Below are 24,163 nucleotides of genomic sequence, written 5' to 3' on the forward strand. Positions count from 1 at the left end.
TTAGAAATTAGCCCTCATGCCTACCGTGATCGTCCTTGCAAAAGGATAGTTCGCGCCGTTGGAGCCCAGCTCCGGGTCCCAGAGTTTGAACTTCGAAAAAGTAAGGAGGTTAGTGCCGGCGGCATATACCTGCAGGCTGCTGATGCCTTTGCGGTTCATTTCCGGTGTAATGATGGTATAGCCGAGGGAAGCCTGCCGCAGGCGCATGAAGCTGCCATCTTTCAGCCACCAGTCGCTTTGCTGGTAGTTGTTATCGCTTTGATTGGTGATGGTAAGGCGGGGATAATAAGCATCCTGGCGCGGGTTTTCGCTGGTCCAGCGGTCGTTGGCGATGCTGAGCACGTTGGCGGGATACTGTCCGATGCCGGTGAAAGGCACCACGCCTACACCCAATGCCGCACCATTTTGCGGATCGATAGCCTGACCATTCGCCATAATGCCTACATCGGCCACACCGGAGAAAAGGGCGGACACTTCAAACCGTTTGATGCCGATATTGAAACCATAGCCGTACGACCAAACCGGGAAAGAGGATTTACCCAGGTAGCTGCGGTCATTGGCATTGATCACCCCATCACCGCTCAGGTCCTGGTACTTGATATCACCGGGAAATAAAGCCCTCAGCTGTTCCGGGCTTTTGTTCACATCATCTGCATCAATGAACAGCCCGGCATGGCGGTAACCGATGAACTCCCCGAAGGAAGTGCCTTCATATTGCTGGTATGCATACAGCATTTGAGGATTGTCCGCGAAGAGAATTTTATTCCTGGCATAGGTGAGGTTGCCGAAGAGGCGGATGCTGATATCTTTTCCGATGCGGGTGATGTATTCGATGCTGCCATCCACCCCCTTGTTTTCCATCTCGCCCATATTGGCGAATATCTGCTGCCCTTCATAACCGGCAACGGAAGAAATAGAACGGCGATCGATGAGGATATCCGTACGGTTATCCTTGAAGATGTCTACCGTAATATTCAGTTTATCCCACAACCCGATGTCTATACCCAGGTTCGTTTTGGTGGATGTTTCCCAGGTAAGGTTCTCGGTACCGATCACATCAGCCGCAACGCCGCCGTAACCCGCAGGGGAAGAACCAAACTGGATACCGTTGGCGCCGGTGGTGATATAGGTGAGGTAACCGAAACGGTTCTGGTCTATAATATCATTACCTGTTGTACCAATGGAGCCGCGTACTTTCAGCAGGCTGAAGGTACCGCTGAGCGGCGCAAAGAAACTTTCCCGGGAGATCACCCATCCGGCGGCTACTGCGGGGAATACGCCCCAGCGGTTGCCCTTCTCGAAGTTCTCGGAGCCGGTTGCGCCTACATTCCCTTCCAGCAGGTATTTATCCCGGTAGGAATAGGTAACCCTGCCGGCCAGGCTCTGGTTGCGATACGGGATGGCGAGTTTGAGATCGCCGGCATTGCCCAATACGCGATTGCGCATAGTACCCAGTACCAGTGCGCCGATATTGTGATCGCCAAAAGAGCGGTCGTAGTTGATATTTCCTTCGAGGTACATCACTCTTTCACCAACGGAAAAGGCGGAATACCCGAGCACATCCGTGCCGTTGCGTACCTGTTCGAATACCAGGTTGCCTTCTCCGTCGCGGGAGCCGGCGTACCATAGGGAATTATCGCCGGTGCGGCTGTTGTTGAAAGTACCGTAGGTATCAAAAGAAAAGCGGCCCGTGGCGGTGAGGCCTTTGGTGAGCACGCCAAGGTCTTGCGTGAGGGTGAGCACAGACTGTACGGAAGGCCTGAACTCTGTGGAATATCCCCTGTTCTGTACGAGGTTGAAAGGATTACTGCCGCCGTTGTTGCGCGGGCCTGCCCACATATTGTCCGGGTATTGCACCGGAAATGCGATCGGGTTGGTGGAATAGGTATTATACCATATGTCGGCAGCGCTGGAGCCGGGATAACGGCTGTCCACCAGCATGGCAGCGATATTGAGTGCGAGGGTGGTTGTTTTGGTAACGTTCAGGTCTACATTGCTCCTGAAATCATAACGTTTGAAATTAAGGTTGGGATTGTAGCCGTTCACTTTAGACACATCATACTGACCGTCCTGGTTGTAAAAGCTCATGGACACGTAGTAGCGCATGGATTCTCCACCGCCGCTCACATTCACGTTGGCATTGGTCATGGAAGCCCAGTCTTTATAGATCCTGTCCACCCAGTTCACATCCGGGTAAAGATAGGGATCGAGACCGCTGGCCGTTTTGGCGATCACTTCATCGGAATAAGCCGGCGCGTTGCCATCGTTTACCCTGGCCTCGTTGTAGAGTTTCATGAAAGAAACACCATCCAGCATTTCGGGCATACGCGTGAGGCCGTTGAAGCCCGATTCCACTTTGGCCGCAACTTTCGGTTTGCCCGCCACACCGCGTTTGGTGGTGATGATCAGTACGCCGTTAGCGCCCCTGGCGCCGTAGATCGCCGTGGCGGAAGCATCTTTCAGCAGGGAAATGCTGGAAATATCCTCCGGGTCGATGTTGTTGAACGCGCCGCCGTAGGTGCTGTTCACATCATCGCGTTGTACGCCGTCCACGATGATCAGCGGTGTGGTGCTGCCCTGGAAGGTGCCGATGCCGCGGATGGTGAAATTGGGATTATCGTACCCCGGTTCACCGCCGCCGCTCTGCATGGAGATGACGCCCGCCACTTTACCGGCGAGCGCGTTGGTGAGGGAGCGCACCGGCGTTTGCATGTCCTGCATGTTCACGGTAGACACAGCGCCGGTCACTGTTACTTTTTTCTGTTTGCCGAAGCCCACCACTACCACTTCATCCAGCTTGTCCACATTCATGCTGAGGGTCACCTTCACTATTTTCTGGCCGGCCACCCTGATCTCTTCCGGGTTCATGCCCACCATAGACACCCTCAACACCTCGTCCGGGGCGGCATTGATGGTAAAAACCCCGAGCGCATCCGTTACCACGCCACGGGAAGTACCGTTCACGGCAACGGAAGCGCCGGGAACGGGTGTGCCGTCCGGCGTCATCACCTGCCCTTTCACCACGCCGGTCTGCGGTTTGGGCAGTTCCTGCGCGGGAGCCGGCGGTGTGGCCGGAGCCGCCTTTCTGTCCAGCACAATGCGGTTGCTGCGCACTTCGTAGCTGATGCTCTTGTCTTTCAGCACAAAGTCCAGCACCTCCTGCAATTTTGCATTGCGGAAGCTGACACGCATTCTTTCGCTGTCGTTCAGCAGCTGGTTGTTGTACACCAGGGTGAAGCCCGTTTGTTTTTTGATGGCCCTGAACACCTGCAGCAGGGAAACATTCTCGCCGGCGAGCGTTACCGGGGATTGCAGCGAGGGCTTTTTGTCCTGCGCCGCGGCTGTTTGAAGGAAGGTGAGCAGGAATACAATAGCACCTGCTATGCTGCGCACAGATAGCAGACAATCGCGCATACATTCTCTCATGCGGAAAATTGTTTTAGTTGATAAAAAGCAAAAGCGTTTCAGCCTAACTACAACGGTTCAGGGGAAACGGGTGACAGGGGTGATGAATTTTTTTTATCTCAGGTAGATGGCTTTGTCTCCAAAGCGGAATTCCGCGCCGGCAGTGACCTGCAGGTCTGTGAGGAATTCAGATAATTTAGCTCTGTCCATCAGGCCGGTGGTAGCGATACCGGAGAATTTGTCCGATTCGAGGATGAACTGCACCCCATAGAAGCGGGAGGCTTCTACTGCCAGTGTGGTGACGGGCATTTTGTGGAAATAATATACGCCGTTCATCCAGGAGAGCACTTCATCCGCATCGAAAGCCAGCATATCAAATCCTTTATCGTTGCTGTAAGCCGCCTGGAAGCCCGGTTTCAGCTCGGAGCGCCGCCCGTTGGCCGCCTGCAGCCATACGCTGCCCTCCACGAGCGATGTTCTTTCCTGCGGCTGGTAAGTATTAACATTAAAGGCCGTGCCGTACACCTGCACCTGCGTATGCGGTGTATGCACGATGAAGCGCCTGGCGGGATCTTTGGCCACTTTGAAAAAGGCCTCTCCTTCCACCGTTACTTCCCGGTTGCCTTTCCCGAAATGGAAGGGGAAGCGCAGGCGGGTGGAGGCGTTCAGGTGTACTTCCGTGCCGTCTGACAGCACGAGGCGGTATTGTTCACCAGCCGGCACCGTGAGCACATTCTGCGCGGTGTCCGTGCCTTCGGCGGTATAGTTGAGCGAGCCGTTATGGGCGTTGATGGTGGCGTTGCCGAGCTGGATATTTTGTGCGCTGTCCCCGTTCAGGGAAACGGACAGTCCATTTGCGGTAACGAGTTGGACCTGCTGCTTCTGCTGTTCCGCCGCCGCTACGAATTGCTGGAGCGATACCGGCTGCCGGCGGGTGAGCCAGAATGTTCCGGCCACTACCAGCAAAGCCAGGGAAGCCGCAATGGCGAGGTTAATGCGGATGTTGCGGGTACGGACGCGCTTGCGGCGGTTGAGGTCCTGCAGCCCCGCTTCGGGATCGATGGAATGCACATAATCGCCCGCGCCGATGGAGCGCCCGCGGGATTCCAGTGCGCCCCAGGTTTCCCGGAACGCTTCGTCCTGCGACAGCATGCGCTGCACATAGGACTCTTCGTCCGGCGTGAGGTTGCCGGACAGCCGCTGAATGTATAACTGGAATATTTTTTCCTGTTGCTCCATTTACTCTTTTATTTTATGCACTGCATGCCGCAAAAACTGCAATCCCCGTTTCAGGTGGGTCTTTAACGAATTGATGCTGATGCCCATTTCCTCCGCTGCTTCCTGGTATCTTTTGCCTTGTATGTACACCATCTGTACGGCCATTCTTTTGTGGCCGGAGAGGTCCTTCATGGAGGTATGAAGGCGGTTGTAATAATCCGGCGCCTCCGCGTCCTGCTGCTGCAGGTGGGTGAAGGCCTCGTGATGCACGTCCTGCATTTTCTGCTGTTTCAGCAGGTTGAGGCATCGGTTCTTCACGGCCATGTGCAGGTATCCTTTGATATCGCTTTCATTGAACCGGAGGTAGAGTTTTCTGTCCCAGATATCCATGAAGAAGGTCTGCACAAGATCTTTGGCCTCCTGGTCGTTTTGCAGGAACCAATACGCGTTCACGCAAAGCATTTTATAATACTTTACGAAGAGCGCATCGAATGCGGTCAAATCACCATCCTTGAGACGCTGCACCAGTTGTGCATCGGGAGAATGACTCATTCCTGTCCTGTTTTGGTTGATACCTGTTGGCTTGATTTGAAGTTTATGAAATGGAAAGATAGAGAATTTGTGATTTTCCGCGGGGAATTTTTACAGTATATTTCGGGGTATGAAGAAAATAGCGCCGGATAAATGGAAGCATTTTTGGGTGGGGATACCTATGGGAGCTGTGCTGATGGCCGCTGCGATGTTCCTGTTCCCCGGTCAGCAGATGCTGGCCCTGTTAATAGCGATGGCCGTTGTAGTGGCGATCAGTTATGGGTTTGAGTTGTTTTCGTTAATTACGGGATGGGGGCATTACGACTTCTGGGATGCGGTGGCGAGTGTGATTGGGGGGAGTGTTGGGGTTGGGGTGGTGATGCTCTGCTGATGGATGCAATTATTGATCGTATTGGAGGAATACGGTATCGAGAAGCCGGTGTAATTCATTGTAGAGATACAGGAGGTCCGCGCGATGGTGGGTATCGTCATAGATGGTGTCGTTCGCGGAGAGGGTTTCCGAGAGCCAGGTGTGGAGGAGTTTGCGGAGGTCTGAGAGGGAGTTCCGGTGGCAGAAGGATTGGAGGGTTGTTTGCGGAGTGATCTGTTCTGCGTCGGAGAGGAATGAGAAGTGGAAGGATGGTTTCATGGTGATGGTTGTTTAGTGTATTGAGTTAATAAATTATACAATTACACTACTAATATAGCTTAATAATTTTACTAATTAAGTTATTAGGCTAACTAATTCTACATTTTTGTTTCTTCCATTTATACTATATTGAATATTAATTAGTGTTTCAGGCAACATGGAAGGAAAAGTTTTCAACCGGATAAAAGCGGTATTGGCAGAGCAGCAGCGGACGAATAACTGGCTGGCGGAAACGTTGGGGGTTAGCCGGATCACCGTGTCCAAATGGTGTACGAACCGGATGCAACCTTCGATTGAGACGTTGTTTTTGATTGCGGAGGCGTTGAATGTGGAAGCGAGGGAGTTGTTGGTGCGGAGGCAGGGTGGTGATAGTTGAATGCAGGTTGCCCACTACCTATTTTTCATTCAGCCCTTTTTCATCCAGTAACTTATACAGCTTTTCGTTGATCTTATCCAGATAAAACACAATATCATTAATCCGCAAAACCCATCTTATTATAATAATTTGAATAACAACAAAAAGCACCATGCCGATAAATACGACAACAATTGAATTTATTTCCGCCATGTTCATAATGCCATGATTTAATATGTTTTTTAGGCCGACAAGGCAGCATGCTAGAGTTTCTTAGTGCACCCAATCTCCACTATCTCAATGCCCTTATACCCAAACTATGTTTTACAAGGTTAGAGCTAAAAAAACCGCCACATTCTTCACTGACAGTACAACCCTCGCATTTATCGAGATAAATATTCTTCCAGTCTGATATTGACCTTCGGGAGAACTGCCAAATTTCCTCCGGCGTTACACATAACTGTGAATTATATAAGGAAACATTCATTCCATGATCGGACAAGTACATCATTGCCTCCGCCAGATCATCGCCATACTCAACCGGATCAATCCACAACTTGTCAAAGTTATGAGGTGTATAACCCTGATTCTCCAGTCCCATAAACGCAACATGTTCAACAAAAGGCAAATTCTTGTATATGAACTTCGAAAGTTTATTCAGTCGGGAGATAGTCGGCTTATGCAATACGATCCGTAACTCGATCCGGACATCATACTTTGCCAGGTTGTATAGCCCTTGCACCGTCTGCTCAAAAGCTCCATCTCCCTGTACAACATAATCATGCAACAAATTAAAATCAGAATAAAGAGGAATTCCTAACATCAGGCGCTTAAATGACATGTCACCAAGCCTCTTCGCAAAACCATCCCATGCAAAAGATCGTCCGTTCGTCAGGCAATGAACTTCCGTATCCGGCAATTGGTGTTGAATCTGCTCCAGCAGTTTGAAAAAAAGTCCCCCCAATAAGGTTGGCTCTCCGCCTGTAATGCCCAATTCAGCACATTCTTTGGGAATAAGTGGTATGACCTGCGAGTAGATATTATAGAAGTAACCCGTATCGTCCTTATCCCTCGGTGGCTGAGAGCACATCAGGCAATTGCTATTGCATCTTTCCGTAAATAACAAGAAATTATGAGTCGAATCGATCCTGTATTGTGTATTAATTACTCCATCGGAATTTACCACTACAATATCCCCAGCTGAAAGATGACCAAAACCCGGTATTGCATATACTGCCGCTTTATCAATAGATGTATCAATATCATGACTGGTCAGTATCGCTTTATAACGCCTTAGATCGTCAGGAACAATATCCTGAACGATTAGTATCTCCGCATCATCGGCAGCATCAAATGCCACTCTCCCGATGATAGGCTCATCAATCCTCCAGGGCTTCCCTTTTGTTTTTAATATCATCAGCTTTTACCTGTTATCCAGTTTCTGAATATCCGTTCAATGCGCTTATCGCTATCCATCAACTCAATTATGTATCGTATTATCTCCATGTTTCTCTGGCAAAAAGAGCTTGTAGGCCGATGACCGTACATATCCCCCTGCGTTGCCCAATTGTATATCGGATCGGCACCGCAATAGCTCTGAAAAGCACAATCGGCACAACCGGCAAGGGATTCGTTAGCGAGTACTGCCGTAAGGCCGGAAGCTTTATCTCCATAAAATATCTCGCTATAGGAATGTTCTCCCAGTACCCCCAACTGAAAAGTAAAATCCTGCATTTCTGCCAGCATTCTTGCCTCGTCAGACGCATATATCTTGCCATCATAGTTAAACACGATCACGCTATTAATAATTCCAGCCGGAGATTGAAGATCAACGTACCCGACAGGAAACGGAGTAAGCATCTTTTTAAGAATGATACTGGCATAATCTTCACGAATAAAATACCCTTTAAGGTTATATTCTATGATTCTATCGAGAGCTTTTTTATAAAACGTCAAAAACAGAGAAGCGTCATATTTGTTCTTTGTTGCGCTTCTGGTTGCAAATCCATAAGGACTTATCGGACGAAGGAAGATGTTTCTGAACCCGAGGTTTACATACTCATCCACTATTTCTTTTGGATATTGCAAAGAGAGGTTTGTAGTTGTAAGCAATGCGGAAACATTGTCTTCGCCAAGCACAGACCTGCATTTCATGATGCCATCCACTGCCAATTGATAACTATTATTATTGGGTTTGTGCCTGTTTTTATTATGAATAAACTCCGGGCCATCAAGTGACGTGGAAATAAGAATATTGTTTTCTTTACAATAAACTAGTATCTCATCTGTCAAAGGAGCAAGATTTGTACAGATAACATAAGTTATCGTTTTTTCATACCTGATGGCCTCCTGCTTCGTTCTCTCAACAGCATACTTTATATTCTCGAATGCCAAAAGAGCCTCTCCCCCCTGAAATTCCATTGTAACATATGGACTGGGTGATTGCATCATTAATTTAATACCTTCATCTATATGATACTGGTTCATATCATACATATGCTTATCACTGGTAACTCTTGATACCTGACAATAATGACAGGTATGCTCACACCGGAGACTAATAACGAAAATGTGAAGCGAAGTAAAATTGTCCAGAAAAGACTTCTTTGTCCGATATCGGGTAGACAATACGTTCAGCAATTCAGGGACCGGTGTTGTGGAGATAAAAAAGTTAGCTATCAAATCTCCATATAGTTCCGGATCATCTGCCACACAAACGTTTCTTTCGATTACACGAGCAGCGGTTCCTTTCGGAACAATCAGACAATCTCCTATTTCATTGACCATCACCTCTCTTTCTTCGGAAATCCGATGAAATCTGAATGGTAATAGATAATAGTCAGATTGATGCTTTGAGCTATAATAATTCAGGTCCTGGAACTTTCGGGTTTTCTTTTCATGAACGGGGTCGGCAATTTTCACCATCCTTAAATATTTTGGGGATCAAACCCAACCGGATCTGAAACACTTGTTTGGGGAAATTCCTCTATCTCAAAATTAGCAAATGCTTTAGCTATTATTAGTTCGCGTATCGTCCTCGTCTCTGAGGTTACAATATCTCTTAACTTGAAATCAATCAGGTCTTGCTTTATTCTTTCGATTAACTCCGGAACTTCAAAAGTATTTACTCCATTCCTGGGTGAAAAAAGAATATCGTAAAACCCGTCTTTTTTATCGATCTCAACATTAAAGTCCCTGCAATACCAATAGAAGCACTTATGAATTACGGCTTCATTATATGCTCCCCCATCGATCTTAATTTTAAGGATATTGTCATTTATTTGGTACTCCATAATTCTTAATTTTGAGTACATCAAGCGTTTTTTTATCTACTATTCCATTCGGTTTAAGATCATTGGCCTCCTGAAATTTAATGACAATCCCTTCGGTCTGATTGCCAAAATAACCCGTGACAATTATGTCTTTTTTCACAACAGCAAGTAACCGCTGAAGTTCCTCTACATCTTTTCCTTCACACCCTTTTTTCAAGTCTCTGTCACCCAGTTTCAAAACAGCAGATTCCGGTATTGCAGACCCTGAACTTTTTAAGGGCTGACTGCCGGAAGTAGCTGAACTATTAGGCACAGTATATAGAGGCTTGATAGTAGATTTCGTATTGGTAGTACTACTCTTGCTGGATTTATTAGCGGGTGAACCAGAAGAAGAAGGAACATAGTTTGTAGCGGGTGCCGGGGAAGGAGTGGATTTACTTTTGGTACTATAAGACGATGAGTAATGTGAACTGTGCGAGCGGTGCGACGAATGGGATCGATGCGAACTATGCGATCTGTGCATAAGCACCAGGCTATTCTCGGGGTTGGCCAAATTAAGTTTTAATACCAGCTGAGGTTTCAACACATTTTTGTGCGATTCCAGAAAATTCAAGTCGCTATCATCATTGATCAACGGATGATTTACGGGAGTTTCTGCCTTAAGTTGTGATAAGGTGCTGAGTGCCGCAGATATAATTGCAAAACTTTTCTTTGCGAGGTTTAAGAAACCAGATTTTTCTTTACTCATCGACATTCATATTTGAGTTAGAGATAAAGGGAACGAAACAGATAACGTGAAATATTTCAACAATGTCTATGGCTAAAATTTCCGAATAATGAAGTTAACCAGGGATTGTATTAAGCTATTTAGGCTGAGGTATGAATCCAAGATAGTATAAATTTCTATTGTAGCGAATAACATATTTGTGTAAGATTCATATATAGATGGTTTGTATATATTAAAATTCACCATTCTCTATACAGCTGCTACAAGCCCCATTCAAAAAGAAACATCTCATTTTCCGGCACACAAAAAAAAGGGCGTCCCTCCCGGAACGCCCTCCTGTCTTCAAGCATACGCCTCTACTCTTTCACCCATGCAGCATCAAACGCCGCCTTCACTATACCACTCGTATTCCTCCACGTACTATCCACAGAATTGATCGATAACGCCAGCTGCACACGGGCAGGGAACTTCATAATAAGCGTCTGCAGACCTACATCGCCCACATCCAGACTGTCGCTCTGATTTACATCGGAATACAGCGCTCCGCCATGGCCGTATGCCATTCCGCCTTCCACGGGAAATACCCTGTTCCAGCCCAGGCGATACGTATCCATCAGCAGCTTTTTGTTATCGGAAAGGATGATATCTTTCTCCGCCAGATAAGTGATCACGCGGGACATATCCATTGTGGTCAGCACAAAACCGCCGCCACCGCAGAACTCCGTCCAGTCGGTATGAGATACCCCGTTCAGCCGGGATGGTGCTTCATTCAGCATCTGGAAAGTACGACCGGCCACCGGTGCGCATCCACGCTGACCGATGCCTGATCTGGAGATGACATATGCCTGCACCAGGCGGATATATTCGCCGCTCATCCAGCTTTGAAATGCCGTGGTTCCCAAATCATATTCCTGGTTCCGGAAGGTAATGGAATCATGCAACTTGGGGATCATCGCCCGGAACAGCGCGAAATTGATGTTCGAATACGCATACGTCTTCGGGGAATCGATCTTTGCGCCGGCGGTGCTGATCAGGCTGCTCCAGCTGGTGCCGCTGCCACGTATACCGGAGGTGTGCGTGAGCAATTGCCGGAAGGTCAGCTTCCGCACATCGGCATGCCTGTTCCAGGATGAAGGCAGCCAGGGGCCGATCTCATTGTCGATCGAAAAGGCATCCAGGTACTTCAGCGCGGTGATGGCCGTGAGCGTTTTCGTTACGCTGGCAATGTTTACGAAGGCATTCACACTTGACCGGTCTCCATTAACGGAACCGATGCCGAATGCAGCAGTGTCTGACACCTGCCCTTTGTGCGTGATCACGAACTGGTAACCACGGGCGCCAACCAGCTGCTCCTGCAGTTTCTGTTTGAAGATGGCCGATTTGAACACTTTGTCGTTCGACTTGATCGGAAGCGGCAGCTGTATCAACTCTCCTTTTTTGCAGGAGGTGATGCTGAGGCTTGCCGCGAAACACACGGCGGCAAGTAATTTTACTGGGGTTGAAGGTTTCATAAAATTCAGTTTTTTGGGTTTGATGGCTCAAAAGTATAGCGCTGCGCCCGGGCTGCGGTCAGCGGATTTACAAAAGAGGGAGAAGGGTTAACGGATACGGGCGCTGAACTGACAGGCCGTTGAAAACCTGCATAATCGTAAACAAGGGTTACTAAACAGTCCCGACAAAAGGCCTGAAAGGCGCCACCATCCGCTCGTGTCACGTAGATAAAGTACCTATAAGGTACTGTTAAAGTACTATTGAAGTACCTATAAGGTATATTTATACGAGAAGTGCTTTATCTCTGCTTTAACAGTATCTAAAATCTGAATAGACGATAGGTGAACACATGCCAATATCCCCCTGTCATCCGTATAAACAGATAGCAGTGCCCCCGGTCACAGGGGGTAGTTGACCAAAGAAAGATGCGGGGAAAAAGCTTTAAAACGCCAGCAACGCCGCCATACCCTGCTCCACCTTCCCGGCGGTGGGCAGCATCTCCTGCTCCAGCCTTTTGTTCAGCGGCACAGCGGGAAGGTCCATCGCCCCGATGGTCATCACCGGCGCATCGAGGTATCTGAAGCATTCGGCGGAGATCTTTCCGGCCAGGCTCATCATGAAGGAATGGCTCACTTGTTCTTCTGTGAGCAGCAGACATTTGCCGTGTTTGCGGACGGTGGTATAGATCAGCTCTTCATCCAGCGGATGTAGGGTGCGCAGGTCAACGATCTCCACACGGCCGGGGAATTTCGCGGCGGCGGCTTTCGCCCAGTACACGCCCATGCCGTAGGTGATCACGCCAATACTGTCTCCCGCTTCCGCGGATAATGCCACACGGCCTTTGCCGAAGGGCAAAATATAATCCGGCGATGGCTCTATGGTCATGGCTTCCTGGGTACCCGGCACCTTGCTCCAGTACAGCCCTTTATGCTCCAGCATGATCACGGGATTGGGGTCGTGGAACGCGGCTTTCATCAGGCCCTTCAGATCCGCCGCATTGGAGGGATAAGCTATTTTGATGCCTTTGATGCTGAGCAATGTGGATTCAATGCTGCCGGAATGGTAAGGGCCACCACCACCGTACGCGCCCACCGGTACGCGAATGAGCGTTTGCACCGGGAACCTGCCCGCGGTGAGATAGCAGCTTTTGGATATTTCGCTGACGAGCTGATTGAAACCTGGATAGATGTAATCGCCAAACTGCACTTCCACCACCGGTTTTACGCCGGTTGCGGACAGCCCGGCCGTGCTGCCGATGATATAGGCTTCCTGTATGGCGGTGTTATATACGCGATGGTCCCCGAACTTCTCTGCCAGCGTGGCCGCTTCGCGGAATACGCCACCGAGCCTGCGGCCAACGTCCTGCCCGAACAGGATGGCTTCCGGATGCTCCTGCATCAGCTCTTCAATGGCATGAAGCGCGGCATCCACCATTACTACCTTGCCGCCGCCGGCCGGTGCGCGTTCGCCGCGCTCTTCGGTAACGGGAGTGGGCGCAAACACATGGTCCTGCACCGTGGAAGGATCAGGTTCGGCACTGTTCAGCGCATCGTCAAAATCATCATCAACCAGCGAAAGCGCTTCGGCTTCCGCTTTTTCTATGTCAAGAAAATCCACGCCTGCCTGTAACAGGAATGCTTTCAGGCGTGGCAGGGGATCACGGGACGCGTGTTTTTCAAGATCTTCAGCGCTGCGGTACCATTCCCGGCGGACGCCGGAGGTATGATGGCCGAGCAGGGGCGTTGCGGCATGCACAAGAACAGGTTTCCGCATGGAGCGGACATAGCCGATAGCGGATTCCATCGCGTGATAGCTGGCCTCGAAATCGCTCCCGTCTACCCGTATCCGCTCCAGCCCTTTAAACCCGGCGGCATATTCATAGGCGTCCATCGCACGGGCTTCGTCTGCGCTCACGGAGATCCCCCATTCATTGTCCTGCACCAGGTAGATAATGGGCAGGCCCTTCAGCACGGCGAACTGCAGGGCTTCGCTCACCTCTCCTTCGGTAACGCTGCCATCTCCCAGCGAACATAGCACCACCGGTTTTTCGGTGGTCTGCAGCAAGCCGGACTCCTCCAGGTATTGCACGCCCTGCGCCATACCGGTAGCGGGGATCACCTGCATGCCGGTAGCGCTGCTCTGATGCGGGATGAGAGGCTTGCCGGGCTGGCGGCTGCAGGGATGGCTGTAATAGGAACGGCCGGCGCTGAAGGGATCTTCCCCTTTGGCCAGCAGTTGCAGGATCAGCTCCCGCGGCGTGAAGCCCATGGCCAGCAGCATGCTGTCGTCCCGGTAATATGGACTCACATAATCCCATGGCTGCAGCAACAGGCCGGCCGCGATCTGGATCGCCTCATGGCCGGAGGAAGTGGAATGCACATACTGGCAGGTGGAACGGTTGGCTTCGTACTTGTCCGCCAGGCTCCTGGCAATACACATGATACGGTAAGCCTGCAGCAGCAGGCCCCGGAATGCCGTATCATGTACATGGTGAGTAATGCTTGCTTCCAAAGTCGGAACGCTTATATTATCTTTAACCACGTAATACTGTTTTGGTGTTATCAACCAATAGTTGCTCTAGCAACTATTGCTACTGCAAATTAAGTAAATATGCACGATACTTTCGTTAGTAACCCATCTTTTTTTAAGCTGGATGCTACGCTCAAGAAAATCCGGAACTACTGGCAGAAGAACTTTGATGCCCTGAAGAAGGATATTACGGTAGACCAGTGGCTGCTGATAGAGAATCTTTATAAACACAAGCGCATCACCCACAACGAGTTGGCCCGGCTCACGTCAAAAGATATCACCACGGTTTCCCGGATCATTGAATTGCTGGTAAAAAAGGAGCTGGTGGAAAGGCAGGGCTCTACGGACGACCGCCGGAAAGTTTTCGTGCAACTCACTCCGGCCGGCATCAACAAATACAAGGACGTGCGGCCCGTGGTGCTGGAAATGCGAAAAACGGGGTGGAACAATCTTTCGGAAGGGGACTATAATGAATTGACGAGGATACTGGATGTGATCTATAATAATATCCCCTGAAAATAATATTACCTGCCAACAGCATCAGTCTTTGTTGAACTGATCCGCATGCCTGCTTTATCAGCGAAAAACCATTATACCATTCAAAAAAAAGCCATCCTGTATTTTTAAAATATTATTTTTATAGCATCAGAAAAACAGCGGCCACGCTGTTATGACCGGCAAGGACAATTAATGCGGATGGAGAAGAATGTATCTATGGCTGACACCGACATCTGGTCTTCCTACAGAAATGGCAACGAAGCATCATTCCGGGCACTGTATGATCATTATTATGCAGGGCTGCTTGGCTATGGATGCAGGTTCACCAAAGATCACCAGGCAATAGAGGAAAGCATACAGGACCTTTTTCTCAAACTATGGCGCAACCGCGCATCCATCGGCCCCGCTCCTTCCGTCAAATTCTACCTCTACAAATCTTTCCGCCGCGTGCTGGCCCGCAAACTCCGGAACCTGCCGGAAACCGTAGCCATGCCGGAGCAGGAAGACCCGCTCCAATTCAATTTCGAGATCGGGCAGGATGAAGTGCTGATGCAAAAAGAGCACATAGCGGAACTGAAACGGCAGCTCCAGGCGGCCATGGCTACCATGACGGACCGCCAGCGCGAGGTCATCTACCTGAAATATTATGAAGACCTCAGCTATGAAGAGATCAGCGATGTGCTGAGCATCACCCCCAAAGCTACTTACAAGCTGGTGTACCGCGCACTGGACCATCTCAGGGACCATATGGCCCTGCTCACTTTCCTCCTGCTCATGGGCCGGTAAAAAAAAGTTTCGCTGTCATGGGGTAAAAAGCGGGCATCCATGTGTATATACTATTACCAGGGTTATGAATATATGATACGCAATGTTTACGATCAGTACACAACAGCAGACTTTCTGCATGATGAGGAGTTTGTAGCATGGGTGAAATACCCGACAGCAGAAAGGAACGCTTATTGGGAAAAAGTGCTGGCCACTTACCCGCAAAAGGAAAGCCAGGTGCAGAAAGCCCGGGAGATGATCCTTTTACTGAACAGTGTACCGCAGCCTCCCGCAGCGGAGAGCCATGCGCGGGTATGGGAGAACATTGCCGCAGGTATGACGGCAACCCGCGTACGGCGCATATCACCCTGGCGCATCGCGGCGGTGGCCGCCAGCGTTTTGGTACTGGTGTCCGCCGGCCTGTTCCTGTACCGGCAGAGCCAGCAAAAACCGGTGCTGGCCGTTACAACGCATGACGTAGCGCCCGGCAAAAATGCGGCGGTGCTTACGCTCGCCAACGGTCAGCAATTGCTGCTGGACGATTCCGCGGAAGGACTGCTGGCCAAAGAAGGCGGCACGAATATCCGCAAAACGGCAAACGGGCAATTGATATACGAAGGCGAAGGAAATAAAGGGGAAACCGTACATATCAACAGGATAGATATACCGCGGGGCGGGCAATACCAGCTCACCCTGCCCGATGGCACAAAGGTATGGCTGAACGCCGCTACCTCACTGCAATACCCTTCCAGCTTCACGGGGAAAGACCGTACAGTGCAGTTGAACGGTGAAGCTTATTTTGAAGTAGCGCAAAACGCCGGAATGCCCTTCCGGGTAACATCCGCCGGACAGACCGTGGAAGTATTGGGCACACGCTTCAATGTCAATTGTTACGAAGAGGAAGACGCAGCCAGCACAACACTGATCGACGGCCGCGTACGGCTGACGAACGACAGCCGGGTATCGCATATCCTCAGCCCGGGAGAACAATGCACCGTACTGCCCTCTGGCAAAATGAATATCCGGTCTGCCGACCTGGAAGAAGTAATGGCCTGGAAAGAAGGCTACTTTATATGGAACGAAGAACCTTTGGAAAGCATCATGCGCAAGCTGGCACGCTGGTACAATATTGAACCGGTGTACGAAAAACCTTTGCCGGCGACAGTTTTAAGCGGAATAGTATCACGTTCCAAAAACCTGTCTGAAGTACTGGAAGTCATGGAAATGACCGGGACAGTACATTTCAGGATCGAAGACAGGAAGGTTATTATCAGCAGGTGAACATGCATCAACACATGAGACTATAGGGTTTTAGACACTGGCCAGATCTAAATCATCGACTTGTTTTAAAGAACACAATCAAAAACCAAATCTATCAAGTATGTATCGTAGACTTTTCTTGCCAACCGGCAGGCGATCCCGTATGCCTGCAACCGTACCACTTGTCACGAAATTAACCACTGTGCTGCTGTTCTTCGCCATTTTCCAGGTACATGCCGTGGGATTTGCGCAAAAGATCACGCTGTCCGAAAAGAACGCGCAGCTGGAAGATGTTTTTCTCGCCATCCGCAAGCTCAGGATATACGACATCGTATATGATGCCGCGCTGATGAAAAATGCCAGACCGGTAACGATAGATGTAAAGAACGCCACACTGAAAGAAGTGCTGGACAAGAGTTTCAAAGACCAGCCGCTGACCTACACCCTGCGCGGCAACACGATCATCATACGGGAGAAAACGGAAAGCATCCTCCCGCTGGTGACCGTGGAGAAAAAAAAGATACGCGGCCGGGTGACCGACGCTTCCCGCAAACCATTGCCCGGCGTAACCATCCGCATCAAAGGCACACAGACCGGTACGGTAACCGCCGCTGACGGCAGCTTCAGCCTGGATGTTGAAGAGAAAGCCGTACTGCAGTTCTCCTTCATCGGTTATAGCACAAAAGAAATAGCCATCGGGAATGCCACGGAGCTCACCGTAGTGCTGGACGAAAATAACAGCACGCTCAACCAGGTTGTTGTACAGGCATATGGTACCGCGAAAGTGAAAGACATCACCGGCTCCGTGGCGCACCTGGGCACCAAAGAGATCCGCAATGCCCCGATGGGCGCTACCATACAGAGCATGCTGCAGGGAAAGGTATCCGGCGTAAATGTGGCTATCCAGTCCGCCTCTCCTACCTCCCCCATCAGCGTGATCATCCGCGGCGCCTCTTCCATTTCCGGCACTAACCAGCCGCTATGGGTGATCGATGGCGTACCGGATTATTCCACCAACACTTCGGGTAATATCACCAACTCGCTGTATAATCTCAACCTCAACGATGTGGAAAGCATCGACATCCTGAAGGATGCATCAGCTACCGCCCTGTATGGGTCGCGGGCAGCCAACGGCGTGGTGATCGTTACCACCCGCAGAGGTGCAGAAGGTATGCGCCCCACCATCGAACTGTCTACCCGCGTTGGCATGCAGGTACAGGATTTCAACCGGTACAAATACATGGAAGCGCCGGAGTACATCTATTTCGCGGATAAAGCGGCCCGCATGGAAGCCTATGGTCGCGGTGCATTCGATTATTTCACCCGCCTCTATCTCGATGAACAGGCTTTTTTTAACCTGAACAGCAGCGAATACAATGTCAACAGCTTTCAAACCCTGCCGGGCGCCTTCTACGAAGGCAATACCAACTGGATGAAAGAAGTGACCAGGAACCCCTTCTCCCAGCAATACGACCTGTCGCTAAGAGGCGGCACATCCAATATCTCCTATTTCGTATCGCTCTACAATACAAAAATGGATGGCATCGTGAAATCCGGCGGCAGCAATCTCTATGGCGGCAGGATCAACCTGGAAGCCAAGCTGCGCAACAACCTGAAGTTCGGGCTGAACATGAACGGCGCTACCCGCAAAGCGGATGACAAGGATTATATGCTCACCGTACTGAAGAAAGTACGGCCGGACATCCCGCCCTACAATCCCGATGGCTCGCTCTTCACCCGCGACGCCTACACCGAGAACCCGTACACCACCCTGCTCAATACCCGGAACGGCAACGGGCAAACATTCAACGGCACCGGTTTCCTGGAGCTCAGCATCCTGGACGGCCTGCTGCTGAGAACGGCCTTCACCGCCAACTACGCCAACAGCCAGAGCCTTACCTATATGCGCCGTGGCAGCACTTTCAATACCACCGGCAGCAGAACATGGGAAAACCCTAAAATGCAAACCAAGGTTTGGGAGAATACCCTCACCTATGTGAAAAATGTTGGTAAGCACGACATCCTCGCACTGGCAGGCTTTTCCATGGAAAAGTACAGCCGGCTCAGATATGAGATGAATGCCACCAACTTCCCCGATGATGATATCCTCAACGATTTCACCTCCGGCGCCACCCGCGGCGCGCTGAAAGAAGAGTATACAGCCAATGCGCTCGTGTCCCAGTTCGCCCGCGCCCACTACAAATACAATGACCGCTATATCATTTCCGGCACCATCCGCCGCGATGGTTCTTCCCGCTTTGGTCCGGACCAGCGCTGGGGCCTCTTCCCCTCCGGTGCCATAGCCTGGCTGATCTCCGAAGAAGCATTCATGAAAAGCCCGCGCGTACAGAAAATCGTTTCCTACCTGAAGCTCCGCGCTTCCACCGGTACGGCAGGCTCGCAGAACCTGGGGAATTACGACTGGATCACCGGGGTAGGCTCCTCCCGCTACAACGAACAACCCGCCATCGCCCCCAGCAGCATCGGCAACGCCAACCTGCAGTGGGAACAGACCAGGATGACGGACCTCGGCCTGGATTATGGCTTGTGGGATGAACGTATCCGCGGCACCATCGGCATGTACAGAAAACATACGGACCAGCTGATCTACAACCTCCCGCTTCCGCCCAGCAGCTCCTTCAGCAGCATTACCTCCAATGTGGCATCGCTGAAAAATGAAGGGTTCGAGTTCGATATCAATGTAGATGTGATCAAGAAGAACGACCTCACGTTTACCCTGGACTTCAACGCTTCGCGCAATACCAACACCATCCTGAAGATCAACGGTATTACCAAGGAATTGCTCTTCCCCAACAGCTATACACCTTATATGAGCGTGAAAGAGAACCAGCGTACCGGTATCTGGTACGGTTTTCAGACGGCAAACCGCTTGGTGTTGACGGCGGAAGAGATCATTGCCCTGCAGGGAAGAAGCGCGACCGGCGGTAAAACATTCTACCGCAATTCTCTGGAGAATGCCGGCGACCTCCTCTTTATCGATCAGAATGGAGACGGTGTGATCACGAATGATGATAAAGTGTCGTTAGGCAGCGCCGATCCGAAATTTTTCGGCGGTTTCGGCGCCACGCTGACCTTCCGCAACCTGATGATCAATACCACTTTCACCTATTCTTACGGCAACAAACGGCTGTGGTCGATGGCGATGGAAGATGCCGGTTATGTGGGCAACTATAACCAGAGCAACCTGGTAGCGGGCAAGAGCGCCACACTGCTGAGCCCGTGGGAAGCTACCATGCCGCGGATGACGCAATACGGGGATGGCGGCAACTCCACCTTCTCCGATTTCTGGCTGCACGATGCCTCTTATGTGCGCCTGAATGCACTGAATGCCAGCTACCGCCTGCCGGCTAAAATATTCCGTGATTACCTGATACAGGGAGTGGACATTACCTTCCAGGCCACGAACCTCTTCACGCTCACCCGTTACCCCGGGTTCGATCCGCAAGGCAACTGGTCTTCCACCGCCATCGGAACAGGTATGGGCGTAGATAACAGTTTTTATCCTTCCGCCAAAAATTTCAATCTCGGAGCCAGGTTCACTTTTAAATAGCTGATTACAGATGAAAAAGATAATACACTTTATATTGACCGTATCGGTATTTGCCGGCCTTTCATCCTGCGAAAAGTTCCTCGATGAAAAGCCCATCCATGCATTGACAGACGAAAACGCCATCACCAGCGCATCCAAAGCGAAAGCTGCCATTGGCGGCATCTATGCCACTTTCCAGAACGATAACTGGGCCGGCGCACTGTTTGGCGCGCATGCTTCCAAAGCAGGCTTCATGAACTATGTGCAGGGAGATTACAACATGGAGTACAGCCAGACCTCGGGTGGCAACACGGCTTGCTGGCAGGCGTTCTATAAAAGCCTGAACGCGGCAAACTTTGCAATTGCTGGTATCAGTCAATTACCGGCAGCCGCTATTTCCGCGGCAGAAAAAGATGCCATGCTCGCGGAAGCCAGGTGCCTCCGCGCCTGGGTCCACGCCAACCTGCTCTGGAATTACGGCCACTGGTGGTCAGACGATGCCGATCCGGACGGATTGCTGTATCGCGATGAAGTGATGGACCTGAAGAATGTACGCCGCGCACGCATCAGCGTAGGAGAAAGCTATGCGAAGATCTATGAGGACCTGGACGCCGCCATCGCCAGTCTGCATGATATCAGCTCACCCCGTTATGTGTCTAAACAATTCGCCCAGGCCCTCAAGGCCAAACTCCTCCTCTACCGGGGCGGTTACCAGAACGACCAGGTAGCCCTGAAAGCCTCGCTGGACCTGGTGAACGATGTACTGACGAACCATCCCGCCTCTTTTGCCATGGAAGCGGATATGAACGACATATACCGGAACGCCTGGGATTCTAAAGAGAACCTCTTTGTACGATACCTGGAAGATAACGGCACCAGAACTTCCTCCGGAGGTTACTACTATACCTACGGGCTGGTGTACGCCGGCAACAAACTGCCGCTGCCCGTGGGCGGTACGCTCACCGCGGGCCTGCGTTACGGGGTGGACTGGTTCAAGGCCGATCCCCGCTGGGACGTAGCTACCGGCCCCGTACGCTCACCGGAAACCTGGGACAATACCTTCAACCACACTTTCAAAAAGGTATGCAGGCTCGGTTCTTACGCCGGCAGGAACACCAGTCCCACAGACGAGAAATATGCCGCCTATTATTTCCGCTTTGCGGAGCTGTACCTGATGAAAGCGGAACTGCTGGCCAGAACCGGCGCTACCGCCGCCGCCGCCATTGCTCCGGTGAATGAAATGCGGGCCAGAAGAACAACACCCGCGCTGCCTGCCCTTGTACCCGCCGATATCAACGATGCCATGAACATGATCTTCAAAGAGATATTCATAGAGCTGTGCCTCGAAAATGGCAGCGAGTTCTTTGCGGCTGTACGTTTCAAGAACAACGGGCAACCCTGGATCGTCACCATCAAGGATGCAAAACCGCTGGAAGAAAACCGGATGTGCTGGCCCATACCTGATGCCGAGATCATCAACAATCCGGAAATGACACAAAATGCTGACCTAAAATAACCGACCATGAAGCGATATTCTTTTCTCTCTGTCATACTCCTCTCCGCCATTCTCTTTGCCTGCAAAAAGGAGGATAAAGGTGTAGCAGTGCCTGTTCCGCATGATATCACCTTTGAAGAGCTGGAGCCCGGCGAACTTTCTTTCGTTATACCGGACGGCCCGTTCTCGGCCGGGAATGCCAGCAGCGGCAGGGTGACGCTGAACACCAAAAAGAACCCGGACGGCTCGTTTACGGGATTTGCCATGTCCGGCAAAAACTGGCGCTCCTACCCCTGGAACCTGAGCCCGGACTTCGCACCGGCAACCGTAACACCGGAGCAGGTGAAAGCTGCGATAGATTCCTGCATTTTCAGCGTGTACACCACACGGCCCAACTATACCGGGAACTATGTAGTAGCCAGCGTGAAAGATGATGACGCCGCCATTACGCTGGACAGGCCTGCTGTAGTAGAGCACATTCTCGTAGCCAATACAACTTATAACTACCTGCTGGAAACATACGGCTCCACATTCTCCGGTACGCTCAACCCCACCACGCAGGCTTATGACATGAGCGGAACAAAGGTCAGGAATCCAAACAATTCCAATACCTCCACCGAACGCTATGGCAGGTTCACCTTGCCCGGTCCCGGTGGTGCCACCCTGATCAGCCTCGCCGGACAGGAAACACTGGCCAAACGTGCGGCTGGAACTGCCGCAGCGGATGCCGCAAGGCTCGCTGGCAAATCTGACGAACAGGTAGCCGCAGATTCCACCGCTGCCGCTGAAGCCACCGCAAAAGGTTTTGTAAAACTGACCGCACAGGGCTTCAACGCGGAGAAATCCGTGGGCGAAGTGGATTTCTGGCTGGCCATCCGTACGAACGTAGACCCAGCCCTGCCGGCGTACAACATCATCCTGGGCGACTGGTATAAAATGGACCTGAGCGCGCTGGGTACGGTGGACAAGATCATCTTCCGCCTCTCCTCATCGGATACCGATGGCTCGGGGAATATGCGCACACCGCCTTACTTTTGCCTTGACGGCATCAGGATACGCCAATAATCAAAACACACCATTATGAAGCCTTTGATGATTAAAATGATCATTTTAATCATCAAAGGCTTCATCTGACCCGTAAAAATTAAACCTGAACAGATGAAACACACAGTATTTTTTACGCTCTGCCTGCTGCCATGCCTGTACGGGCTGGCACAGGACTACACCATCACCGGGAATATCAAAGGGAACGGAGAAGGAAAAAAAGTATTCCTCCGCTCCACCGAAAACCCCAAACTGGTAGACAGCACCATCATTAAAAACGGCCGGTTCGAGTTCCGGGGCAAAGTAGATTACCCCCAATTGTTTGATATCACGATCATGAAGAATGAACCCACGGAACAGGACAGGCGCCCATGGCAACCCCTGATCCCGCTGTTCGTTGAAAACAGGGCCATCAAACTCAGTGCGGAGCTGGACAGCATCCATACCCAGCTGGACGTGTACACAAACAAATTTGATGCTTCCCGGGTGAAGGTGGAAGGGGCGCCGCTTTACAACCAGTACCTGCAGTTCAATAAAACGTACGATGCGCTGCAAAAGAAGAGAAGTGAAGCCTTTGATGTGTATATCCAATACCTGAATCCCGGTAAAGACAAGAAAAAAGGGCCCATTTCAGAAGGGATTGCCACCGTTGAAAATATAGACCTGGCTAAACAGGCTGTGCTGGACTATGTGGCCGGTTACATCAAAAACAACCCCTCTTCTTATGTGGCGGTAAATGCCTTTAAAAAGAACATGTCATCCTATTCCGTAGAAGAGATCGGCCAGCTGCAAAATGCCTTCTCCGGCGATATCAAAAACTCACCTGCCGGCAAAAGCCTTGCAGAAACCGTGGCCAGGGTCAGCAAAACAGCTACCGGCAGCCAGTATGCGGATTTTTCGTTCCATGACAAGGACGGGAAGCCGGTAAAGCTGTCCGACTACGTGGGCAAGGGAAAATATGTGCTGCTGGAGTTCTGGGCATCCTGGTGCGGCCCTTGCCGGGCAGACATTCCACATCTCAAAGAGGTATATGACATGTACCATCCTGCAGGTTTTGAAGTGATCAGCATCTCGATGGATGACAGCAAGGAAAAATGGCTGGAGGCAGTGGAGGAGGAAAAGATGAAATGGCTGCAGGTGTCTGACCTGAAGGCATTCAGTGGAGAGCTGTCCAGATTGTATAACTTCAACGGCATTCCAACATGTGTGCTGATAGGGCCTGACGGGAAGATCGTAACGAGGAATATGCGCGGGTCATGGATGGACAAGAAGCTGATTGAATTATACGGCAACAAGTTCGCGGGTAAATTCTGAAAACAGGCCATTAAAACGGCAAGCCTGTGCATTGCGTACAGGCTTGCCGTTCTATAAAGC

20 protein-coding genes are annotated in these 24,163 nt (G+C 50.8%); 9 read left to right on the plus strand and 11 right to left on the minus strand.

Annotated elements, in window-relative coordinates; translation table 11 throughout:
- From FW415_RS23130 to FW415_RS23140, 3 genes are all read right to left on the minus strand, one after another.
- Window positions 1-3,426: a TonB-dependent receptor gene (locus FW415_RS23130; protein WP_148389474.1), complete on the minus strand. Its 3,426-nt coding sequence runs from the start codon at window positions 3,424-3,426 to the stop codon at window positions 1-3.
- Window positions 3,427-3,519: 93 nt separating this feature from the next.
- Window positions 3,520-4,644: a FecR family protein gene (locus FW415_RS23135; RefSeq protein WP_148389475.1), complete on the minus strand. Its 1,125-nt coding sequence runs from the start codon at window positions 4,642-4,644 to the stop codon at window positions 3,520-3,522.
- Complete coding sequence (locus tag FW415_RS23140; protein ID WP_148389476.1) at window positions 4,645-5,175, minus strand: RNA polymerase sigma factor; 531 nt, start codon at window positions 5,173-5,175, stop codon at window positions 4,645-4,647.
- A 109-nt stretch (window positions 5,176-5,284) separates the two neighbouring features.
- Between FW415_RS23140 and FW415_RS23145 the strand changes: the two genes are divergently transcribed.
- Entirely contained in the window at window positions 5,285-5,545 is a 261-nt protein-coding gene (locus tag FW415_RS23145; RefSeq protein WP_148389477.1) for a hypothetical protein, read from the plus strand.
- 9 nt (window positions 5,546-5,554) lie between these two features.
- Here the strand turns inward: FW415_RS23145 and FW415_RS23150 are convergent, their stop codons facing one another.
- Window positions 5,555-5,803, minus strand: a complete 249-nt coding sequence (locus tag FW415_RS23150) for a hypothetical protein (RefSeq protein ID WP_148389478.1) — start codon at window positions 5,801-5,803, stop codon at window positions 5,555-5,557.
- 157 nt (window positions 5,804-5,960) lie between these two features.
- Here FW415_RS23150 and FW415_RS23155 point away from each other — a divergent pair, with 157 nt between their 5' ends.
- Window positions 5,961-6,179 (plus strand): helix-turn-helix transcriptional regulator, encoded by a 219-nt coding sequence (locus tag FW415_RS23155; protein ID WP_148389479.1) that lies wholly within the window; start codon window positions 5,961-5,963, stop codon window positions 6,177-6,179.
- A gap of 18 nt (window positions 6,180-6,197) precedes the next feature.
- On the opposite strand, the gene FW415_RS23160 is transcribed toward FW415_RS23155, so the two are convergent.
- From FW415_RS23160 to FW415_RS23190, 7 genes are all read right to left on the minus strand, one after another.
- Window positions 6,198-6,377 (minus strand): hypothetical protein, encoded by a 180-nt coding sequence (locus FW415_RS23160; RefSeq protein ID WP_148389480.1) that lies wholly within the window; start codon window positions 6,375-6,377, stop codon window positions 6,198-6,200.
- Between the two features lie 73 nt (window positions 6,378-6,450).
- Window positions 6,451-7,575: a His-Xaa-Ser system radical SAM maturase HxsC gene (gene hxsC, locus FW415_RS23165; protein ID WP_148389481.1), complete on the minus strand. Its 1,125-nt coding sequence runs from the start codon at window positions 7,573-7,575 to the stop codon at window positions 6,451-6,453.
- Window positions 7,575-9,083, minus strand: coding sequence for a His-Xaa-Ser system radical SAM maturase HxsB (gene hxsB / locus FW415_RS23170; protein WP_148389482.1), 1,509 nt, complete (start codon window positions 9,081-9,083; stop codon window positions 7,575-7,577). Before hxsB ends, hxsC begins: the two co-directional genes overlap by 1 nt.
- 2 nt (window positions 9,084-9,085) lie before the next feature.
- Window positions 9,086-9,451, minus strand: coding sequence for a His-Xaa-Ser system protein HxsD (hxsD, locus tag FW415_RS23175; RefSeq protein WP_148389483.1), 366 nt, complete (start codon window positions 9,449-9,451; stop codon window positions 9,086-9,088).
- A complete protein-coding gene (locus FW415_RS23180; RefSeq protein WP_148389484.1) occupies window positions 9,432-10,178 on the minus strand; it encodes a peptidoglycan-binding protein in 747 nt (248 codons plus the stop codon). The genes hxsD and FW415_RS23180 overlap by 20 nt, the downstream gene beginning before the upstream one ends.
- A 335-nt stretch (window positions 10,179-10,513) precedes the next feature.
- Window positions 10,514-11,668: a serine hydrolase gene (locus tag FW415_RS23185; protein WP_148389485.1), complete on the minus strand. Its 1,155-nt coding sequence runs from the start codon at window positions 11,666-11,668 to the stop codon at window positions 10,514-10,516.
- A gap of 421 nt (window positions 11,669-12,089) precedes the next feature.
- Entirely contained in the window at window positions 12,090-14,159 is a 2,070-nt protein-coding gene (locus FW415_RS23190) for a thiamine pyrophosphate-dependent enzyme (protein WP_246858844.1), read from the minus strand.
- 99 nt (window positions 14,160-14,258) lie between these two features.
- Between FW415_RS23190 and FW415_RS23195 the strand changes: the two genes are divergently transcribed.
- The 7 genes from FW415_RS23195 to FW415_RS25640 all read left to right on the plus strand — a co-directional run bounded on the left by FW415_RS23195 (window position 14,259) and on the right by FW415_RS25640 (window position 24,103).
- Entirely contained in the window at window positions 14,259-14,693 is a 435-nt protein-coding gene (locus tag FW415_RS23195; RefSeq protein WP_148389486.1) for a MarR family winged helix-turn-helix transcriptional regulator, read from the plus strand.
- Between the two features lie 180 nt (window positions 14,694-14,873).
- A complete protein-coding gene (locus FW415_RS23200; protein WP_168208952.1) occupies window positions 14,874-15,461 on the plus strand; it encodes an RNA polymerase sigma factor in 588 nt (195 codons plus the stop codon).
- Between the two features lie 39 nt (window positions 15,462-15,500).
- Entirely contained in the window at window positions 15,501-16,721 is a 1,221-nt protein-coding gene (locus FW415_RS23205; protein WP_148389488.1) for a FecR family protein, read from the plus strand.
- Between the two features lie 100 nt (window positions 16,722-16,821).
- Window positions 16,822-20,271, plus strand: coding sequence for a SusC/RagA family TonB-linked outer membrane protein (locus tag FW415_RS23210; protein ID WP_148389489.1), 3,450 nt, complete (start codon window positions 16,822-16,824; stop codon window positions 20,269-20,271).
- A gap of 10 nt (window positions 20,272-20,281) precedes the next feature.
- Complete coding sequence (locus FW415_RS23215) at window positions 20,282-21,766, plus strand: RagB/SusD family nutrient uptake outer membrane protein (protein ID WP_148389490.1); 1,485 nt, start codon at window positions 20,282-20,284, stop codon at window positions 21,764-21,766.
- A gap of 6 nt (window positions 21,767-21,772) precedes the next feature.
- On the plus strand, window positions 21,773-22,810 hold the full coding sequence (locus FW415_RS23220) for a DUF4465 domain-containing protein (RefSeq protein WP_148389491.1): 1,038 nt from the start codon (window positions 21,773-21,775) through the stop codon (window positions 22,808-22,810).
- A 93-nt stretch (window positions 22,811-22,903) separates the two neighbouring features.
- Complete coding sequence (locus FW415_RS25640) at window positions 22,904-24,103, plus strand: TlpA disulfide reductase family protein (RefSeq protein WP_148389492.1); 1,200 nt, start codon at window positions 22,904-22,906, stop codon at window positions 24,101-24,103.
- Window positions 24,104-24,163 lie beyond the last annotated feature (60 nt).

Source organism: Chitinophaga sp. XS-30, from assembly GCF_008086345.1.
Classification (GTDB): Bacteria; Bacteroidota; Bacteroidia; order Chitinophagales; family Chitinophagaceae; genus Chitinophaga.

Bases quoted from the DNA above. Each gene is read 5' to 3' on its own strand.
- hxsB (WP_148389482.1), bottom strand. From the start codon at position 9,083: ATGGTGAAAATTGCCGACCCCGTTCATGAAAAGAAAACCCGAAAGTTC.
- FW415_RS23205 (WP_148389488.1), top strand. From the start codon at position 15,501: ATGTGTATATACTATTACCAGGGTTATGAATATATGATACGCAATGTT.
- FW415_RS23150 (WP_148389478.1), bottom strand. From the start codon at position 5,803: ATGAAACCATCCTTCCACTTCTCATTCCTCTCCGACGCAGAACAGATC.
- FW415_RS23215 (WP_148389490.1), top strand. From the start codon at position 20,282: ATGAAAAAGATAATACACTTTATATTGACCGTATCGGTATTTGCCGGC.
- FW415_RS23180 (WP_148389484.1), bottom strand. From the start codon at position 10,178: ATGAGTAAAGAAAAATCTGGTTTCTTAAACCTCGCAAAGAAAAGTTTT.
- FW415_RS23145 (WP_148389477.1), top strand. From the start codon at position 5,285: ATGAAGAAAATAGCGCCGGATAAATGGAAGCATTTTTGGGTGGGGATA.
- FW415_RS23155 (WP_148389479.1), top strand. From the start codon at position 5,961: ATGGAAGGAAAAGTTTTCAACCGGATAAAAGCGGTATTGGCAGAGCAG.
- FW415_RS23200 (WP_168208952.1), top strand. From the start codon at position 14,874: ATGGAGAAGAATGTATCTATGGCTGACACCGACATCTGGTCTTCCTAC.
- FW415_RS25640 (WP_148389492.1), top strand. From the start codon at position 22,904: ATGAAACACACAGTATTTTTTACGCTCTGCCTGCTGCCATGCCTGTAC.
- FW415_RS23185 (WP_148389485.1), bottom strand. From the start codon at position 11,668: ATGAAACCTTCAACCCCAGTAAAATTACTTGCCGCCGTGTGTTTCGCG.
- FW415_RS23135 (WP_148389475.1), bottom strand. From the start codon at position 4,644: ATGGAGCAACAGGAAAAAATATTCCAGTTATACATTCAGCGGCTGTCC.
- FW415_RS23130 (WP_148389474.1), bottom strand. From the start codon at position 3,426: ATGAGAGAATGTATGCGCGATTGTCTGCTATCTGTGCGCAGCATAGCA.
- FW415_RS23220 (WP_148389491.1), top strand. From the start codon at position 21,773: ATGAAGCGATATTCTTTTCTCTCTGTCATACTCCTCTCCGCCATTCTC.
- hxsC (WP_148389481.1), bottom strand. From the start codon at position 7,575: ATGATATTAAAAACAAAAGGGAAGCCCTGGAGGATTGATGAGCCTATC.
- FW415_RS23195 (WP_148389486.1), top strand. From the start codon at position 14,259: ATGCACGATACTTTCGTTAGTAACCCATCTTTTTTTAAGCTGGATGCT.
- FW415_RS23160 (WP_148389480.1), bottom strand. From the start codon at position 6,377: ATGAACATGGCGGAAATAAATTCAATTGTTGTCGTATTTATCGGCATG.
- FW415_RS23140 (WP_148389476.1), bottom strand. From the start codon at position 5,175: ATGAGTCATTCTCCCGATGCACAACTGGTGCAGCGTCTCAAGGATGGT.
- FW415_RS23210 (WP_148389489.1), top strand. From the start codon at position 16,822: ATGTATCGTAGACTTTTCTTGCCAACCGGCAGGCGATCCCGTATGCCT.
- hxsD (WP_148389483.1), bottom strand. From the start codon at position 9,451: ATGGAGTACCAAATAAATGACAATATCCTTAAAATTAAGATCGATGGG.